Origin of the sequence: Paenibacillus sp. FSL P4-0127, assembly GCF_038007325.1 — a bacterium.
Taxonomy (GTDB): Bacteria; Bacillota; Bacilli; order Paenibacillales; family Paenibacillaceae; genus Fontibacillus; species Fontibacillus macerans.
Map to the genome: position 1 here is coordinate 1,315,910 of NZ_JBBOWY010000001.1, position 16,899 is coordinate 1,332,808.

The 16,899-nt window shown below is 55.1% G+C and carries 14 protein-coding genes and 1 pseudogene; 8 read left to right on the forward strand and 7 right to left on the reverse strand.

Annotation, left to right across the window (positions count from 1 at the left end; translation table 11 throughout):
• Positions 1-69: 69 nt before the first annotated feature.
• Complete coding sequence (locus tag NYE74_RS05820) at positions 70-1,083, forward strand: endo-1,4-beta-xylanase (protein WP_341004629.1); 1,014 nt, start codon at positions 70-72, stop codon at positions 1,081-1,083.
• 554 nt (positions 1,084-1,637) lie between these two features.
• On the opposite strand, the gene NYE74_RS05825 is transcribed toward NYE74_RS05820, so the two are convergent.
• On the reverse strand, positions 1,638-2,807 hold the full coding sequence (locus tag NYE74_RS05825) for an anthranilate phosphoribosyltransferase (RefSeq protein ID WP_124332407.1): 1,170 nt from the start codon (positions 2,805-2,807) through the stop codon (positions 1,638-1,640).
• A 308-nt stretch (positions 2,808-3,115) separates the two neighbouring features.
• A complete protein-coding gene (locus tag NYE74_RS05830) occupies positions 3,116-3,721 on the reverse strand; it encodes an ANTAR domain-containing response regulator (protein WP_341004630.1) in 606 nt (201 codons plus the stop codon).
• A gap of 706 nt (positions 3,722-4,427) precedes the next feature.
• On the opposite strand from NYE74_RS05830, the gene nirB reads away from it, so the two are divergent.
• The 4 genes from nirB to NYE74_RS05850 are packed head-to-tail and all read left to right on the forward strand — an operon-like array spanning position 4,428 to position 8,542.
• Entirely contained in the window at positions 4,428-6,860 is a 2,433-nt protein-coding gene (gene nirB / locus NYE74_RS05835; RefSeq protein WP_036619053.1) for a nitrite reductase large subunit NirB, read from the forward strand.
• A 21-nt stretch (positions 6,861-6,881) separates the two neighbouring features.
• Positions 6,882-7,196, forward strand: coding sequence for a nitrite reductase small subunit NirD (nirD, locus tag NYE74_RS05840; protein ID WP_051985205.1), 315 nt, complete (start codon positions 6,882-6,884; stop codon positions 7,194-7,196).
• Between the two features lie 15 nt (positions 7,197-7,211).
• On the forward strand, positions 7,212-8,159 hold the full coding sequence (locus NYE74_RS05845) for a formate/nitrite transporter family protein (RefSeq protein ID WP_082207628.1): 948 nt from the start codon (positions 7,212-7,214) through the stop codon (positions 8,157-8,159).
• On the forward strand, positions 8,156-8,542 hold the full coding sequence (locus tag NYE74_RS05850; protein ID WP_051985206.1) for an SAM-dependent methyltransferase: 387 nt from the start codon (positions 8,156-8,158) through the stop codon (positions 8,540-8,542). Before NYE74_RS05845 ends, NYE74_RS05850 begins: the two co-directional genes overlap by 4 nt.
• A 209-nt stretch (positions 8,543-8,751) precedes the next feature.
• Here the strand turns inward: NYE74_RS05850 and NYE74_RS05855 are convergent, their stop codons facing one another.
• Positions 8,752-10,122: a right-handed parallel beta-helix repeat-containing protein gene (locus tag NYE74_RS05855; protein ID WP_341004632.1), complete on the reverse strand. Its 1,371-nt coding sequence runs from the start codon at positions 10,120-10,122 to the stop codon at positions 8,752-8,754.
• Between the two features lie 588 nt (positions 10,123-10,710).
• On the opposite strand from NYE74_RS05855, the pseudogene NYE74_RS05860 reads away from it, so the two are divergent.
• The 3 genes and pseudogenes from NYE74_RS05860 to NYE74_RS05870 all read left to right on the forward strand — a co-directional run.
• Positions 10,711-11,637 (forward strand): annotated as a pseudogene (locus NYE74_RS05860) (endo-1,4-beta-xylanase); the annotation flags it as partial.
• On the forward strand, positions 11,614-11,961 hold the full coding sequence (locus tag NYE74_RS05865; protein WP_341005301.1) for a hypothetical protein: 348 nt from the start codon (positions 11,614-11,616) through the stop codon (positions 11,959-11,961). The pseudogene NYE74_RS05860 and the gene NYE74_RS05865, both read left to right, overlap by 24 nt.
• Positions 11,948-12,145, forward strand: coding sequence for a hypothetical protein (locus NYE74_RS05870; RefSeq protein ID WP_341004633.1), 198 nt, complete (start codon positions 11,948-11,950; stop codon positions 12,143-12,145). Before NYE74_RS05865 ends, NYE74_RS05870 begins: the two co-directional genes overlap by 14 nt.
• A gap of 418 nt (positions 12,146-12,563) precedes the next feature.
• Here NYE74_RS05870 and NYE74_RS05875 read toward each other — a convergent pair whose 3' ends face one another.
• The 4 genes from NYE74_RS05875 to uxuA form a co-directional block, all read right to left on the reverse strand.
• On the reverse strand, positions 12,564-13,196 hold the full coding sequence (locus tag NYE74_RS05875; RefSeq protein WP_036619054.1) for a polysaccharide deacetylase family protein: 633 nt from the start codon (positions 13,194-13,196) through the stop codon (positions 12,564-12,566).
• A gap of 725 nt (positions 13,197-13,921) precedes the next feature.
• A complete protein-coding gene (locus tag NYE74_RS05880; protein WP_036619055.1) occupies positions 13,922-14,854 on the reverse strand; it encodes a copper amine oxidase N-terminal domain-containing protein in 933 nt (310 codons plus the stop codon).
• 86 nt (positions 14,855-14,940) lie between these two features.
• Positions 14,941-15,795 (reverse strand): SDR family oxidoreductase, encoded by an 855-nt coding sequence (locus tag NYE74_RS05885; RefSeq protein ID WP_036619056.1) that lies wholly within the window; start codon positions 15,793-15,795, stop codon positions 14,941-14,943.
• Between the two features lie 13 nt (positions 15,796-15,808).
• Positions 15,809-16,891 (reverse strand): mannonate dehydratase, encoded by a 1,083-nt coding sequence (uxuA, locus tag NYE74_RS05890; RefSeq protein ID WP_036619057.1) that lies wholly within the window; start codon positions 16,889-16,891, stop codon positions 15,809-15,811.
• Between the last annotated feature and the right edge of the window lie 8 nt (positions 16,892-16,899).

Genomic DNA, 16,899 nt, shown 5'->3' on the forward strand with positions numbered 1-16,899 from the left:
TTTGCGGAAAAAAAGCATCTATCTCCACAGTCGAAAAAAGACGTAAATCGTAGGGAGGGAAAGGAAACGATGCGGGAACATGTAGAGCCGGCGCTTAAGGAGCTGTTCGCGGCTGATTTCAAGGTCGGGGCTGCCGTAAATCCGCTTATGATCGGTACGCAGGAACTGCTTCTGGCCCGTCACTTTAACAGCATTACCGCGGAGAACGAGATGAAGTTCGCCAGCCTGCATCCGGAAGAAGGGACCTATACGTTTGAGGAGGCCGACCGGCTGGCGGAGTTCGCCCGCAAGCACGGGATGGCGATGCGCGGGCACACGCTCGTTTGGCATAACCAAACGGGCGATTGGCTGTTCCAAGACAGCGGGGGAGGCCCCGTAAGCAAAGCGGTGCTGCTGGAGCGGATGCGCGAGCATATTCATACGGTCGTGGGCCGGTATAAAAACGACATTTACGCCTGGGACGTGGTCAATGAGGCGGTTGCCGACGAGGGCGGGGACTTGCTGCGCGCCTCAAAGTGGACGGAAATTGCCGGAGCGGACTTGGATTTTATCGTCAAAGCGTTTGCGTTTGCCCATGAAGCGGATCCGGACGCCGTGCTGTTTTATAACGACTATAATGAATCCCATCCGCTTAAGCGCGATAAAATTTATGCGCTGGCGAAATCGCTGCTGGAACGAGGCGCGCCGATCCATGGAATCGGGCTGCAGGCGCACTGGAACCTGTTCGATCCGTCACTGGACGAGATCCGGGCAGCGATCGAGAAGTACGCGTCGCTCGGGCTGCAGCTGCAGCTCACGGAGCTGGACATGTCCGTCTTCCGTTTCGACGACAGACGGAGTGATTTGACCGCGCCCGAACCGGGGATGCTGGAGAGCCAGGCCGAACGGTACGAAGCCGTTTTCCGGCTGCTGAAGGAGTATCGAGGCGTCATCAGCGGAGTCACCTTCTGGGGAGCGGCGGACGATTATACGTGGCTGGACGATTTTCCGGTCCGAGGGCGGAAAAACTGGCCGTTCCTGTTCGATGAGCGGCACCGCTCGAAACCGGCGTTCGACCGCGTGGCGGGGGTAGCGTTAGGATAAGCCGCATAGTTTGCACAACCGAACATATCCGCGGGGCGTATTGAAAAACGCGGCTGCTCCAGAAAGACGATTTACTCGCAAGCATTTTACGCACAAGCATTCCATTCACAAGCACTTCATTCCCCTGGGCTTCGATCAGTTGGGGGGATGGAGTGCTTTTTTCGCTAACGGACCTGAGAAACCCTACTTGTCCCAAAATGGAGAAGTAAAAATTGTAACGGACTCAGTTGGCCTTATTCCCTTCAAATCAGCTCAAATTGCCTCATCCGGGGGCAAATAGCGACCGCTGCCGCTCGATATGTCGCTGTCGCCGGACGTACCCGCCAGCCTCTGGACATACCCGCTTCCGCGCCACAGCCTGATATTTTGGTGAAAAATAATGGGCGGGTCAATTACGCCCGCTGCCCGGTGGAGCGACTGTCCCGATTTAGGGTGAGCAAGGGGGAGGAGTGGAAGAAAGAAGGCGAGTAATTCCCCGGGGGAAGGAGTTGCCAGCGTCAGCGCCGGGAGGCTCGATCCCGAGGAAATGGAAAAAAAGCCTTAAGCCGGGGGATTCAGGCTTTGCGGGAGATTTGCTCGCGTTCGGCGGCGGCCGTTTGCGTCAGCCGCATCGCCTCCTGCCAGAGGCAGTAGGCGTCCCAGGCTGCGCCGCTGTCGAGCAGCGCTTTGCAGGTGTAGACGCCCTCCTCGACGGAACTGACCCGCTCGGCCAACTCCAGGCGCACGGCTCCGTTCAGCAGCACTTGGTTGACGAAAGCGGGATGGGCTTCGCCGCGCAGCACGGCTTCCGTGACGCGCAACTGCTGCTGCGCCGACCATGGTGTGTTCGTCTCCGGGAGCGGCGTATCCAGCCCGAACGTTTCCGGGTCGATCACGCGCAGCTTGGCTGATCCCTGGTCCACAACGTATGTCCGGGTCGGCCGGTCGATAAACAGGTCTTCCGATCCTTGCGTCCCCTGGACGATAAGCGCCCGGCGGTAGTCGAGCTCCTGAATGAGCTGGGCTATCCGGTCAAATACGGTGTTGTGGTATACACCATAAACCAGACAAGGAGATTGGCTGAAATCGAGCAGTTTTTCGATCGTATTGAGGATCGACCGCAGCCCAAGTTCTTCGCGGATCGGCCGCAAACGGGCCAGCGGCGGGCACCAGACTTCCGCAGGAACAAACCGGACCCCGGCCGCCGTGACAGCGCCGCCTGGTCGGACTCCGGCTACCTCAGCCGCACCGGCAGGTCGGACTCCGGCCGCCTCGGCCGCACCTCCTGAGCGGGCAGCGCCGGCTGGTTGGGCCGCGGCGGGCGGTTCCATCTTTTCGGCATGAATGCCCATTTCACCCAGCAAGTCCGGCAGCGTGACGCCCCATTTAGGGGGCAGCGATTTGGTCCCGTGCAGCGTCACCGGCAGCTCGCATGCGGCCAGCAGGAAGGACGTAGCGAAAGTGGCCATAAAGGAATTGGTTCTCCCGTCGTAAGGGCCGGCGCAGTCAAGGCCGCCCGGTACCTCCGACCTGTGCGCATGGCGGCGAAACACGGTCACGAACGCTTTTAGCTCATCCACGCTTTCCAGCTTGATACGCTGCGCCATAAAAAACGCGCCGATTTGCGCCGAAGTCGCTTCACCGTTCACGATCAGTTCCGCAGCGGCCAGCGCCTCCTCATAGGTTAAATCTCGGGCGCCTCTTTTTCCCCGGCCCACTTCCTTCAGAATATTCGTCATCAACATCAGCAGCCCCTCCTTTTCTAGAGAATTCCGTTTAAAAACCAGTTTTTCGGCACCGAAGCCTGTGCTGCCAAGGTGCGTTTCTTTAAAAATAACGGAACTCTATGGTCTTATTTTCAGGAACTAAGCCTGTTCATCATCATTAGCGGAATTGAATGGTCTTATTTCACGATCAATGATCCCCCAAGCGTCACTTTCCCTCGCTCCAAGAAAATAACGACATAAAATTCCTTTATTTCCTTAAAAATGGGTAATCTCGCTGAATCAGCGCCGCTTTTTTCCCTTATATGACTGGCCCGAGTAAGACCGGCTCAAAATTTTAATTGCTGGTGCGCCCTAACGACCGAAGTCGCCACATCGACCATCCGTTTTCGTTCATTCATCGCCCGCTTGCGCAGCATGTCGTAGGCTTCGGCTTCGGACACCTTGTTCACGTCGCATAAAATGCCTTTGGCCATGTCGATCCATTTGCGTTCTTCCAGGCGCGAGACCAGTTGAGCGCGTTCATCCATCCACGCCTGGCGCTCAAAAAAATGCTTGGCGCCGATTTGCAACGCCCAGTGCAGCTCCTGCGCGGACATCGAGGGAGTCAGGATGCCGTCGATCGGAACGTCGGTTTCGCAAGCTTCCAGGGAAGCGGCGGCGGCTTCCGCGCTGCACCACCACAATAGCGGCAGGGGCTTCCATTCCAGCAATAACCCGCCCCAGCGCCGGACCGTATCGATCGGCATATCGAGAACGGCGGCGTCGACCTCTCTGATCCGCTTGCGGATTTGCGCTTCCTGTCTGGAGGCGAGGACGAGATAACCGCTCGTTTTCAGCTTTGCCTCGGGATCGGGGAGAGGCGGAATCACGTCCGGCGCCCCCGGCCCGGCATCGGTATAAGAAGTATCGCGTATGACCAATAAAAAGCGCATCGAGAGGCACTCCCTCCTATCCATGACGATCTTTTCAAACTTATTGAGGTAGTTCAAAAAAGGCCGCTTTTGAAGATATAAGAAAGAGTTGACTACTAAGAATCAGCTCCCTTATATCGCAAGAAAAACTATCGCTAATCGCGATCCGTTTTCTTTGAATATACGTCGATTGACGTTTTTCTTATCACGAAGTGAATTCAAGAAGTACCTCGGCATCGAATCTTGAATTCAGCCGGGCCCTAGCATATGCTTCGGCGCTGAAAACCGTCCTTTTTGAACATGTACTTATTAAGAAGGCGCAAGAACGCCCGCAGCAAGCAAGGAGCAAGGCGATGGAGAGCCGTTTGCAACGGAAAGAAAACTGACATGGAAACGAGGCGTGAAAATGATACATGTATTTTCTCGTCTTTTCTCCAAAAAATCAATATAAATGTTAAAAAAGCTGACATTAAAAAATTATTTATTAAATTTTATGTAATAATTATTGACATTGCCACAAAGCTTTTATATAGTAAATGTCAATCAATCACATTTTTAAATTTTATTCAATTCAATATTGAAACGTCGGATACAATGGGGTATCCGAATGAATGGAAGCGGCAATGGAGCCTGTCTTCGCAATCCGTAAGAAAAGCGTGTGTTTTTCTATGGGCGAAGCGGGCTTTTTCTGTTTTTTAGGGCGATTACGCGAAAGGGGAGAGTGGAGATGAACCACAAGAAAAAAATGGTGCTCGTCGGAGGCGGGATGGCGGGGATGCGCACGATCGAGCATGTGCTGAAGCTGGCCCCGGAGGCTTATGAAATTACGGTGTTCGGCGCCGAGCCGTATCCGAACTACAATCGGATCATGCTGTCCTCGGTGCTCGCCGGGGGAGCCGATATGAAAGAAATCATCATTAACGACCTCGATTGGTACGCGGAAAACAACATCAAGCTGCATCTCGGCGACGCGGTGACCAAGCTTGATACGGCGAACAAACGGGTCAGCTCGGCGTCCGGCGTCCAGGCGGAATATGATGCGCTGATTTTGGCGACGGGCTCCGACCCGTTTATGCTTCCGCTCCCGGGCGCGCAAAAAGAAGGCGTGATCGGCTTCCGCGACATTAAAGACTGCGAGCTGATGATTGAAGCCTCCAAAAAATATAAGAAGGCAGCGGTGATCGGCGGCGGGCTGCTTGGCCTGGAAGCGGCGCGGGGGCTGCTGAATCTGGGGATGGACGTATCCGTCGTGCATATCAATCCCTTCTTAATGGAACGGCAGCTTGACGAGCCGGCCGCGCGGATGCTGCAGCGCGAGCTGGAGGCGCAGGGGATGAAGTTTCTGCTGCAGAAGCAGACGGCGAGCATTTACGGCCATCGCCGGGCCGAAGGCCTGGAATTTGCCGACGGCAGCCGGCTGGAAGCCGACCTGGTCGTGATGGCCGTCGGCATCAAGCCGAACGTGGAGCTGGCCAAGTCGGCCGGGCTGGAGGTGAAGCGGGGCATCGTCGTTAACGATTATTTGGAAACGAGCGCCCCCGGCGTGTACGCGGTCGGCGAATGCGCCGAGCACCGCGGCATCGCTTACGGCCTGGTGGCCCCGCTGTACGAGCAGGGCAGCGTCCTGGCCAAGCGGCTCTCCGGCGTGGAGACGGCCGGCTACGAAGGGTCCGTCACCTCGACCAAGCTGAAGGTGTCGGGCGTGGACGTTTTTTCCGCCGGTTATTTTCACGATGCTCCGGGAACGCGTTCACTACGCGTCCAGGATGAACTGGAAGGCATCTACCGCAAAATCGTCCTGCAGGACGACCGGATCGTCGGCGCGGTGCTGTTCGGGGACACGACGGACGGCGCCTCGCTGTTCGCCAAAATCAAAAGCGGGGAGTCGGTGGCCGGAAAGGAAAAGGAGCTGCTGCTCGGCTATGCGCCGGGGCAGTCTTCCGGGGCCTCCCCGAACGCCAGGCTCGCCGCGATGGCGGACGACGAGATCATTTGCGGCTGCAACGGCGTATCCAAAGGAACGATCGTCGACGCGGTGAAAAACGGCTGCACCAGCGTCGGCGAGATCAAAGCCTGCACCAAGGCGTCGGGCTCCTGCGGCGGCTGCAAGCCGCTCGTCGAAGGGCTGCTGCACTTATACGCCGAAGGCGACATCGGCGAGCCGGCCAAGGAAGGCATCTGCGGCTGCACACCGCTTTCCCGCGACGAAATCGTCGAAAGCATCAAAACGATGGGCCTGAAGAGCGTCAAAGAAGTCATGAACGTGCTGGAATGGAAAGAGCCGGAAGGCTGCTCCAAATGCCGGCCGGCGCTGAATTACTATTTAGGGATGCTCTGGCCTGCGGAATACGTCGATGAAAAAGAATCCCGGTTCGTCAACGAACGCTACCACGCGAATATTCAAAAGGACGGAACTTTTTCCGTCGTGCCCCGGATTTACGGCGGCGTGACTTCCCCGGCCGATCTTAAGCGGATCGCGGCCGTGGCGGAGAAATACAACGTGCCGATGGTGAAATTCACCGGCGGACAGCGGCTCGACCTCCTTGGCGTCAAGAAGGAAGACCTGCCAAAGATCTGGGAGGAGCTCGATATGGCTTCCGGCCATGCTTACGGAAAGGCGCTGCGCACGGTGAAAACCTGCGTCGGCTCGACCTTCTGCCGCTTCGGCACGCAGGACTCGATCGCGATGGGGATCCGCATGGAAAAAGCGTTCGAACGCTTGAATACGCCGGGCAAGGTGAAGCTGGCCGTATCCGGATGCCCCCGCAACTGCGCGGAAGCGACGATCAAAGACCTTGGCGTCGTCGCCATCGACGGCGGCTGGGAGCTTTATATCGGCGGCAACGGCGGCGTGAAGGTGCGGGCGGCGGAGCTGCTCTGCACGGTGAAGACGGAGGACGAAGTGATGGAGTGGACGGCCGCTTTCCTCCAATACTACCGTGAGCAGGCGAGCTGGAACGAACGCACCGCCCAGTGGGTGGAGCGCGTCGGGCTGGACGCGATCAAAGCGGTGCTGGAGAACGCCGGGGAGCGCAAAGCGCTGGCCGCGCGCATCGAGGAGACGCTCAGCGGCACGACCGATCCGTGGAAGGAAATCTTAAACAACGAAGAGCTGCGCAAAAACTTTGAACCGCTGCAAAGCGCACAGCTGCAGAACTAACTGATAAGGGGAGAAATCACCATGCTGACAAAAATACAGGTTGCCCGACTGGACGAGATCGACCGGCTGGGGGCGCGGACGGTAACGATCGGGGATAGAGAAGTGGCGATTTTCCGGCTCAGCGACGGCACGGTGCGGGCGCTCGAAAACCGCTGCCCGCACAAGGCTGGGCGGCTGTCGGAAGGGATGGTGTGCGGCGCGGCCGTGCATTGTCCCCTGCATGACTGGAAGATCGATTTAAACAGCGGACAAGTGCGTGAGCCGGATCATGGCCAAGTGACCGTTTACGAAACCGAAATCGATGAAAAGGACGGAGCTATCTATATTTCGCTGTAGAAGGAGAGACGCACCATGGACTACGTAAAACCCGGTGAAGTGCTAACTGCGATGATTGAAACGGGAGAGAACAAAGCCCGCCTGGGCATCCTGCAGATGCTGGCGAAAGGATTTTTGGGCGGGTCGATTCTCGCCTTCGCCACGACGCTGGCTTTTACGGCCACGCAGCAAACGTCGCTTGGCATTGTCGGGGCGCTGATTTTTCCCGTCGGCTTTGTCATCATTGTACTGCTTGGACTTGAGCTGGTGACCGGCAGCTTTGCTTTGATCCCTTTGGCTGTGCTGGAGCGAAAAGTGCCGCTATCCCGGATGCTGGCCAATTTCGGCTGGGTGATCCTCGGGCATCTGATCGGCTGCGCGGTGTATGCGATCCTTTATGGACTGACGATTACGAAAATGGGCGCGGATTTCAGCCATCCGCTGATCCAGACGATCATTCAAACCAGTGAGGCCAAAACGGTCGCCTACAAGCATATGGGCGGCAGCGGGCTTGCCCTCGTCACCATCAAAGCGGTGCTGTGCAACTGGATGGTCACCCTGGGCGTGGTGATGGGGATGACTTCGCGTTCGACGGCGGGAAAAATCGCGGCGATGTGGCTGCCGATCCTGATCTTTTTCGCGCAGGGGTTTGAGCATGCCGTCGTGAACATGTTTATCATTCCGGCGGGGATGATGCTGGGTGCGAACGTCAGCTTTGCCGACTGGTGGGTATGGAACCAGATTCCTGTGCTGATCGGCAACTTCCTTGGCGGCGTCGTGTTTACGGGACTGCTGCTGTACGTGTCGCAGAAAGGAAAAGGCTTGGCCGTGGAAGACAATGCGCGGGCGGCTATGGCGGGCCCGGAGCGTTCGGCGGTCTCTACGGCTCCGTCGGCGCTGGCATCCTCTGGAGCAAATGCGCCGGACGAGCCTGAACGCCGCGGGGTGCCGGCCAATCCGGCCGGAGCAGGGAACAGCCTATGACAGGCCCCGCCGGTAGGGGAAGCATCGTTGGCGCGGGGCTGGGGGTTCCGGAGCTGATCACGGTCAAAGCGTTGAAGCGGCTGCGGGAGGCGGAGGTTATCCTGTGCGACCGGCTGGTAAACGAGGAGCAGCTCCGGTATGCAGGCCAAGGGGCGGAGCTGATCTCCTGCGGCAAAGCGCCGGGGCACCATGCGCTGCCGCAGGAGGAAATCAACCGCCGGCGTTCCGCTGACGCACCGCGGCGCGGCCGCTTCCTTTGCCTGCGTTACCGGCAGCCGCTGCCATGGGAACGGGGTCGCCCGTCCGCTGGGATCTGCTGGCGCATAACGTCGATACGCTGGCGATCTGCATGGACGTCGGCCAGATCCATCCGTAGCGGCTGACGCAAAAATAGCCGGATGCCATCGTTTACCGCATCCGGCTATTTGGGTGTGCATAAACCGAGTCGCATTTACTTAAGGGACTCCGTTAGACGGCTTCCTTTCACTGAAATTGAAAGTTGGCACGGCGCCGCGTGCCACATGCGCGTGCCACATGCGCGTGCCACATGACGATTGCTACACGGCGCTTGTCACACAGTGCTTGCCATGAATTACGGCATTGTCGCGCCGATATTCGTGCCGCTGGGCGTTCCTGATCCGATCAGGTCGCTGCCGGCGGCAAGCTTCAAAAAGTTCCCGAGACTGAAAGAACCGTCGGCGTTTCTGGTGACGGACGGGGTCAGGGAGACGAAATCCGCATCGCTGGCCACCAGCCCTTTGGCGTTGGTGCTTTTTTTGTTTTTCCACCAGACGTTGCTGCTGTCGACGTCGGTTCCGCTCGTTTTGTCGCTGGATCCCCCGGAGTACGACAGGTTGTTCGTGAACACGTGCGTGCCTTTGTCGAAGGCGAAATTGCTTTGCCCGTTGCTCCAGGAGGTATTATTGGTCATGGCGATGGAGCCCGGGTTGCTGTTGTAGGTGAAGCCGTGTTTCTTGTTTTGGAAAGCGACGCTGTTCTGCACGATATGATTGACGGCAATTTTGTCCCCGCCCAGCTTAAAGCCGTTGCCGTCGCTGTCCGATGTCGAATTGCCGTCCGAGGTTTGGCCGTTTTTGTAGGCGATGCTGTTTTTGATCGTAACCGCTCCGATCGCTCCCGTTTCGGACTTGGTGTACAGATCCCAGCCGTCGTCGGTGTTCCAGGCGGCGATGCAGCTGTCGAATACGTTGCCCGGGCCGATCGTCAGCTTGGCGGCAAAGCCGTCCGCGTCTTCGCCGTTGTCGGGGTCGAAATTGTCATGGGAGTACACCCGGATGATCTGGTTGTAGCTTGGCCAATCGGCGATATTCGTCATAGAGGAGGAATAGCGGCTGATCTGCAGTCCGGAATCGCGGTTATGATGGGTTTCCACGTTTTCGATGATGTTGTAATTTCCGCCGATGAAAATCCCGTTATCCCCCGCTCCCCGCACTTCCAGCCCTTTGACATGCCAGTAGTGCCCGAAAATTTGCAGTCCGCGTTGGTCGGAGGCGAAGGCTTGCGCATAGAAATCCAAGACCGGTTTTTCGCTCCCGTACGGGGCGATCGTTTTGTATTGGCCCGCGCTGCCGCTGTTGTTCCGTTCGATGGTTACCGGAGCGGAAAAGTTGTAGGTGCCTCCGCGCAAGTATATCGTGCCGCCGGGTGAAACTTTGGCAATGGCTGCAGCCAGCGTGGTTGGACTAGCGATTGTGCCCGGATTGCCGCTTGAGCCGTTGGGGGAGACATAAATGGCTTCCGCCGCCGCTGTTACGGGCTCTTCGCGCTCGTCAGCAGCAAAATCCTGGGTCGCCGGCGCAGTAAGCTCTTCGATCCCGGTCGCGCCAAATTCGTCGTTTACCGCCAGTGAGGACGGCAACCCCCAAGTTAGCGATCCGCCCAACGCAAGGCAAAATGTAAGCGTAACCATTGTTCCGTATGAACCTAATTTCGATTTTTTCATACAAACAGCTCCTTTACGGAAATTTTGTAAATCACAAACAAACAGGTGAAAACTTGCGAAAAAACCAGGGTTGGAAAAATAACGGCAGTAACGGCAGGGTTCGTAAGCGAGGCTTTGGTATTCACGCTAAAAAAGGCTAGTCCGGTCAACAAAAAGCGGCCCAGTTCGAAAGTATAATCCGTTCATGGCACACCCCCTCGTCTAAAAATTTACAGGGCGTCTTACCTCAACTCTGGGGAAATGAGAGTGGAATTATTTCTAAGCGGCGTCCTTGAATTAACTATATAGTAAATAAATGTAATCTAACAATAAGTCTTTTCGACTATTTTCCACAAATTTCCCTATTTGTTGGGTGACAGGATTGAATCCGCATAAACAAATATCTAAACTTTTCAAGGTAAAAGCTTTAATTTGGGTAATTCCAGATATTACTAAACAATTATAATATGGAAATGTAAGCGATTGCATATTTAGATTAAAGGAGGTGATTGGTTCCGATAACAGATCCAATACCGCGCGTCGTCCCAGGTAAAGATTTCGAGTAAAAATAATCAAGGAGGAATTATGATGTTTAAATCAAGGTTCATGATGGGGCTTGCCGCTTTTGTGCTGCTGGGCTCCGTGCTATCGACCGCGCTCAGCGGGGAAGCCAGGGCCGGATTGGCGGGCGGAAGCAAGTTTTTGGGCAATATCATAGCAAACAGTGTTCCCTCCAACTTTTCAACCTACTGGAATCAGATAACACCGGAAAATTCGACAAAATGGGGAGCGGTTGAAGGAACAAGAAACAGCATGAACTGGAGCGCGGCCGATACGGCTTACAACTATGCCCGAAGCAACAACATGCCGTTCAAATTCCATACGTTGGTTTGGGGCAGCCAAGAGCCCGGCTGGATCAGCGGTCTGTCGGCCGCGGAGCAGAGGGCGGAAGTTACGCAGTGGATTCAGGCGGCGGGGCAGCGGTATGGAGGCGCGCAATTCGTCGATGTCGTTAATGAACCGCTGCACGCCAAACCTTCCTATCGGAATGCGATCGGGGGAGACGGAGCTACGGGCTGGGATTGGGTCATTTGGTCTTTTGAACAAGCCCGACAAGCTTTTCCCAACTCCAAGCTGCTGATCAATGAATACGGGATCATCAGCGATCCGAATGCGGCGGCCAATTATGTAAAGATTATCAATCTGCTGAAAGCGAGAGGCCTGATCGACGGGATCGGCATCCAGTGCCATTATTTTAATATGGATACGGTGTCGGTGAATACGATGAATTCGGTGTTGAACACGCTGGCTGCTACCGGATTGCCGATTTATGTTTCGGAGCTGGACATGACCGGCGACGACAGTACGCAGTTGGCCCGATACCAACAAAAATTCCCGGTGCTTTGGGAGCATTCCGCAGTACAAGGGATCACACTGTGGGGCTATCTTGAGGGCCAGACCTGGCATGAGGGCACGCAATTGATCACCGGTTCGGGCACCGAACGCCCGGCGCTGCAATGGCTCCGGCAGTATCTTGATGGAGGCGGGGGCAACCCTGGCAACCCTGGTGGCCCTGGGGGCGGTTCCGACGGAGCTTATGCCGACTTTGAAACGGGCACCGACGGATGGAGCGGAGGCAATATTGCCGGCGGACCTTGGTCCACCACGGCCTGGAGCGCCAAAGGCTCGAAATCTTTGCAGGTCGACATTGCGATGTCGAACGGAAGCCAGCACTATATGTATAAGAGCGGCAATTTTGATTTCTCGGGCCATTCACTGCTAAGGGCTACGGTGAAGGGGGGCGAGTTGGGGGAACTATGGCTCCGGACTCGGGGTCAAGCTGTATGTGAAGCACGGTGACAACTACACGTGGAAAGACAGCGGCTGGCGGACGATCAGCGCCGGCGGAACTTTGGATTTAAACCTGGATCTGTCGGGTGTCGATAAGTCCAATATCAAAGAATACGGCGTTCAATTTATCGACGCCGACAACTCCTCGGGCCAAACCTCGGTATATGTAGATAACGTATATTTATGGAATTAAGCGCAAAAGGCAAGAGAACCGCAGCTATGGTTCGGTTCTCTTGCCTTTGCGTCTTTTGTACCTTTTGCGTTTTGAGGGCGTAAAGTGCGAGCGGTGCCGACATAGGCTATATGCCGATATAGTCGGGTGGCAGGTTACTGCGGCCGTGGGGCAACATAACGTTCTGATTGGAATTATCCAATAGAATGGTGAGTAAGCGCCAAGTACAGCAGCATGATTGGATATTTCCAATAGATTCGGCTCGGAAGGGCGCATAACGGGAGGTTTAAGCGAATTCTGTTGGATATTTCCAATGAGTGCTCCCAATAGCGTTCGGTTTCCGTCAATCTATTGGATTTTTCCAATATGAGAAAGAGGGAGGCCCTTGCGTGGGCCCTGCCCCCCTGGCCCCTGTTCCGTCGGCTGGCTCGCGGCTCCCCTAATAAGCGTCCTCGCTCATTTCAAGCAGTTCACTCACCGTAACAAGCCGGTATCCTTTACGCGTCAGTTCAGAGACGAGAATCCGTACAGCCTCTACCGTTTGTGAGCGGTCATCGAAGCCGTCATGGAACAGCAGCACGCTGCCCGGCGTCAACGCTTCCCGCGTTTTATCGACGATGTGCCGCACCCCGGGCATCTCCCAGTCGGTAGCTGCGCCGTTTACCGCCCCGATGGAGTGGTAGCCGAATTCGCCGGCCGCCATCGCGGCCACTTCGGCGTTGGTAGCGAAGTACGGTGGCCGAAACACGCGTGGTTTCGAACCGGTCACCCGCACGATCAGTTCCTCCGTTTGCGCCAGTTCCCGGCGGCATTCATCGGGACTGACTTCAGGCATAGCAGGGTGCGTGTAAGTATGATTTCCGATCTCATGGCCCTGCTCATGCACGGCCTGCGCGGTGCCAAGGCTTTTTTCCATTTGTGTGCCGATCATAAAAAAGGTGGCCTTGGCCCCCGCTTCTCGAAAAATGTCGAGAATCTGCGGCGTAAATTCCGGGTTGGGGCCATCATCAAACGTAAAAGCGACGGCCTTCTCCCGGACGGCAATCCGAGAAATCACTTCGTGACTTGACATGTCAGGACCTCTCCTCCAGTTAAATCTGTTAGCTAGGTTACTAAATTTATTCGTGGTTTGAGGGTAGAGTCCTTTTTTGTTTACAAAAGTGACATGTCAAACATTTATTATATATCCTCAATGGGTCTTTAATTAATTAGGATAAAAAGATGTATAGCTTCCTAATTCGTCAGAGGCTTTAATTTCCGATGGAAGTATATATCTTATGGTATTGTCGTCTATATCTTCTCCAAGAATATCCTTATTTGTTCCGTAAAAAAAAGCTTGCCAAACGAATTTTGAACAATAATTATATTGCGTATTGGATAACCATATATTGAATAGATAGCCATCAACATTATCTATGTTATTTCTTGCCCATTTACCTGCTTTTTTGTTTTGGGAGGAAGTATAGTGGGTACGCAAAACTGTAAGTTTAATGAAGATATTAAGTTCATCAGAACAAAAGTTGGGAAGGCCCCTTTATTTAAAACAATGGTTATATTCAAAGACGAGCCTGAGGCGTCGTATTATTATAGAGTTAGGGACGGGGAAGTTTTACAATTTACTCATTCGGTCGTTGAAGGGGTATCTAATAAAAGAAAACCCGAAGGGGAGTACAAACATATCGACAAGAGGTAGAACAGTTATAGATCAAGGTATTTGACTTGAAGAAAAAAACGGGCTGGTTACAAGAAAAAGTCTCCTGGAACCAACCCAACCCTCTATTCATGCCCGATGTCCCGTCATTTTGCCTCGTTTGTTCCCTCTAAGCGCAGAGGCGAAACTCCCGTGTTCTCTTCTTCAATAGGAAACAGAGCATCCAAATTGTTCATCTCTTTGGTGCCAAGCTGTTCCACCGTTCCATCCGTATGGATGCGGCCGTATTGCGCTTGCCCGGCGTGCGTGGAGATATCGTAAAAGATTAAATTTGTTTTTATTTCCGGGCGAGTTCCTTGTTCTTTAATGATCCCTTTAGCGTAAAAAGTGGATTCCTTGCCTTGCTTGGCGTCCAAGGCCGCCTCCCAGATTAGTTTAGCCGCGTTATCGGTAATCCGGTAATAACTGATGACTTGATTCGAGATGCTGAAGAAGCTTTTATAATCTCCCTCAGGAAAATAAATGCTCCAGGTCCCCAGGCTGTCTCCGGAATAATCAAGGTCCGGCAAAGAAGATATTTTCGGCAAATTCAAAGCCGCGAGCCGTGCGGCGGTCAAATCCCCGCTGTGCAGGCTTTTTTTCTGCTGCTCTGTCGTTTTGGCAACGTAAACCGTCTTGGTAGCCGGATTCCAGGCAACGTCGGCATCGAATGCTTCCGCAACAAATCGCAAAGGCACCATGACCCTGTTATTTATGACCTGCGCAGGTTGAGACATGCCGATCGTTTTCGCTCCCTTCTTGGCCGTTTTTTCACCGACTTTCAGGGTAAGCGTTGCATCCGTTCCGCGCTGGGCGATCGTTAAGGTTTTGGACGCATGGTCCCAACGGCTGATCGTTAAGCCTTCGATTTCCTCAACAACGCGAATGGGTACGTATACCGAACCGTCTTTGTTCACGGGTCTTGCGGGTGTATCGGCAAGCTGTCCATTGAAGTCGAGTTGAATGTTTTCCGCGGCAAGCGCAGCCGGCACTATGCTAAAAAACAGAAGCAAACCCAACAAACAAACTTTGAACCTCATGAGACCATCCTTTCGTCGCTATAAATCACCACACCACTATACTAACCCGGCCAGGGCAATCTTGGCAAAAACACCGTGTTTTCCCGTTACACGCCCGAATAAGCCATAAATCCGCCGTCCACGGGGATCACGGTCCCGGTCACGAAGCCGGAGGTGTCGGCGTCCGCCAGCCATAGCAGCGTACCGAGCAGATCCTCGGGAACGCCAAACCGGCGCATCGGCGTGTGCGTGATGATTTTATGCGAACGTTCGGTCAGCGATCCGTCGGGGTTCGTCAGCAAATTCTTGTTTTGTTCGGTCAGGAAAAAACCCGGCGCGATCGCGTTCACGCGGATCCCCGATTCGGCCAGATGCACGGCCAGCCATTGCGTCAGGTTGTTGATCGCCGCTTTGGCCGCGCTGTAGGCCGGCACTTTGGTCATTGGGCTCACCGAGCTCATTGAGGAGATATTGATCACGACGGCGCCCGGCCGGCCGATCATTTCCTTGACAAAAACCTGCGTCGGGATCAGCGCGCCGGTGAAGTTGAGGTCGAGAACCCCGCGGACACCGGCCAGGCTAAGATCAAAAAAGGTCGTCACCTCCGGGTTCTCCAAATCCTCGGGGCGAAAAGTCTCGTTTGTCGTGTTGGCACTGGCCTGGTTGCCGCCCGCGCCGTTGATGAGTATGTCGCAAGGACCGTATTTTTCGCGTACGGCGGCTTCGGCGGCCTTGACGCTCTCCGCGTCCGTGACGTCGCAGGCGATGGCCGCGGCTTCTCCGCCGTCACGGCGGATTTGCTCGGCGACGGCCTCGCCTTTCGTCGCTGTCCGGTTCAAAATGGCGACGCGAACCCCTTGGCGGGCCAACTCATGAGCCATCGCTTGGCAGAGCACCCCGGCTCCGCCGGTAATGACCGCGGTTTTGCCCGCCAGCGAAGGGTGTGAAGGTAGTGGATTCATCGCATTTTCCTCCTTATTGCTTGGACTCTGCTGCTTGCTCGGCCTTGACATAAGCATCCCATAAACCCCACAAATACATGATGCCAAGCGCCCGGTCGTAAAGCCCGTATCCGGGGCGGCACTCTTCGCCCCAAATGTGGCGGCCGTGATCCGGCCGGGCATAGCCGTTAAAGCCGTTATCGAAGTAAGCTTTTACGATCCCGGCAATGTCTACCGTGCCATCCGCGGTGCGATGTGACGTCTCGATGAAATCGCCGTTGTCAAACACGCGCACGTTGCGGATATGGGCAAACGGAATCCGCTCCTGGAACTCATGGATCATGGCGATAATATCGTTTTCCGGATTGGCCCCAAGCGAACCGCTGCACAGCGTAATTCCGTTCGACGGGCTGTCCACAAGCGACAGGAAGCGGCGCAGATTTTGCTGATTCGTAATGATGCGCGGCAGACCGAAAATCGGCCACGGCGGATCGTCCGGGTGAATCGCCATTTTGATGCCGTTTTGTTCTGCAACCGGAAGTATGGCTTCCAGAAAATATTGCAGATGCTTCCACAGGTCCTCTTCAGTCACATTACGGTATGCTTCAAACAGCTTGGTCAAATGCGCCAGCCGTTCCGGTTCCCAGCCCGGCATCGTTAATGCGCTGTTCTCGTTGATCGTCCGCACCAGCTCAAACGGGTCGATGTTATGAATTTTCGCTTTTTCATAAAACAGCGCCGTCGATCCGTCTCCGGTGGGTTTATGCAGATCGGTGCGCAGCCAGTCGAAAATCGGCATGAAGTTGTAGCAAATGACCTTGACGCCAGCCTTGGCCAATTTTTCAATGGTGCGCTTGTAATTTTCGATGTACCCGTCCCGGCTTGGCAAGCCCAGCTTAATATCTTCGTGAACGTTAACGCTTTCAACAACATCGAGATGGAGCCCGTAGCGATCGGCCTGCCTGCGGACTTCCTCGATTTTCTCCATCGGCCATTCGTCTCCGGCCGGCACGTCGTGGAGCGCCCAAACAAGGCCTTCCACGCCGGGAATCTGCTTGATCTGTTCCAGCGAAACCGTGTCATTGCCTTCGCCGAACCAGCGAAATACCATACGCATGTAATCAC

What these genes read in the sequence shown, in the direction of transcription:
- NYE74_RS05830 (WP_341004630.1), bottom strand. Translation starts at nt 3,721, where the DNA reads ATGCGCTTTTTATTGGTCATACGCGATACTTCTTATACCGATGCCGGG.
- nirB (WP_036619053.1), top strand. Translation starts at nt 4,428, where the DNA reads ATGAACCACAAGAAAAAAATGGTGCTCGTCGGAGGCGGGATGGCGGGG.
- NYE74_RS05880 (WP_036619055.1), bottom strand. Translation starts at nt 14,854, where the DNA reads ATGAGGTTCAAAGTTTGTTTGTTGGGTTTGCTTCTGTTTTTTAGCATA.
- NYE74_RS05855 (WP_341004632.1), bottom strand. Translation starts at nt 10,122, where the DNA reads ATGAAAAAATCGAAATTAGGTTCATACGGAACAATGGTTACGCTTACA.
- NYE74_RS05825 (WP_124332407.1), bottom strand. Translation starts at nt 2,807, where the DNA reads ATGTTGATGACGAATATTCTGAAGGAAGTGGGCCGGGGAAAAAGAGGC.
- NYE74_RS05875 (WP_036619054.1), bottom strand. Translation starts at nt 13,196, where the DNA reads ATGTCAAGTCACGAAGTGATTTCTCGGATTGCCGTCCGGGAGAAGGCC.
- nirD (WP_051985205.1), top strand. Translation starts at nt 6,882, where the DNA reads ATGCTGACAAAAATACAGGTTGCCCGACTGGACGAGATCGACCGGCTG.
- NYE74_RS05885 (WP_036619056.1), bottom strand. Translation starts at nt 15,795, where the DNA reads ATGAATCCACTACCTTCACACCCTTCGCTGGCGGGCAAAACCGCGGTC.
- uxuA (WP_036619057.1), bottom strand. Translation starts at nt 16,891, where the DNA reads ATGCGTATGGTATTTCGCTGGTTCGGCGAAGGCAATGACACGGTTTCG.
- NYE74_RS05845 (WP_082207628.1), top strand. Translation starts at nt 7,212, where the DNA reads ATGGACTACGTAAAACCCGGTGAAGTGCTAACTGCGATGATTGAAACG.
- NYE74_RS05850 (WP_051985206.1), top strand. Translation starts at nt 8,156, where the DNA reads ATGACAGGCCCCGCCGGTAGGGGAAGCATCGTTGGCGCGGGGCTGGGG.
- NYE74_RS05820 (WP_341004629.1), top strand. Translation starts at nt 70, where the DNA reads ATGCGGGAACATGTAGAGCCGGCGCTTAAGGAGCTGTTCGCGGCTGAT.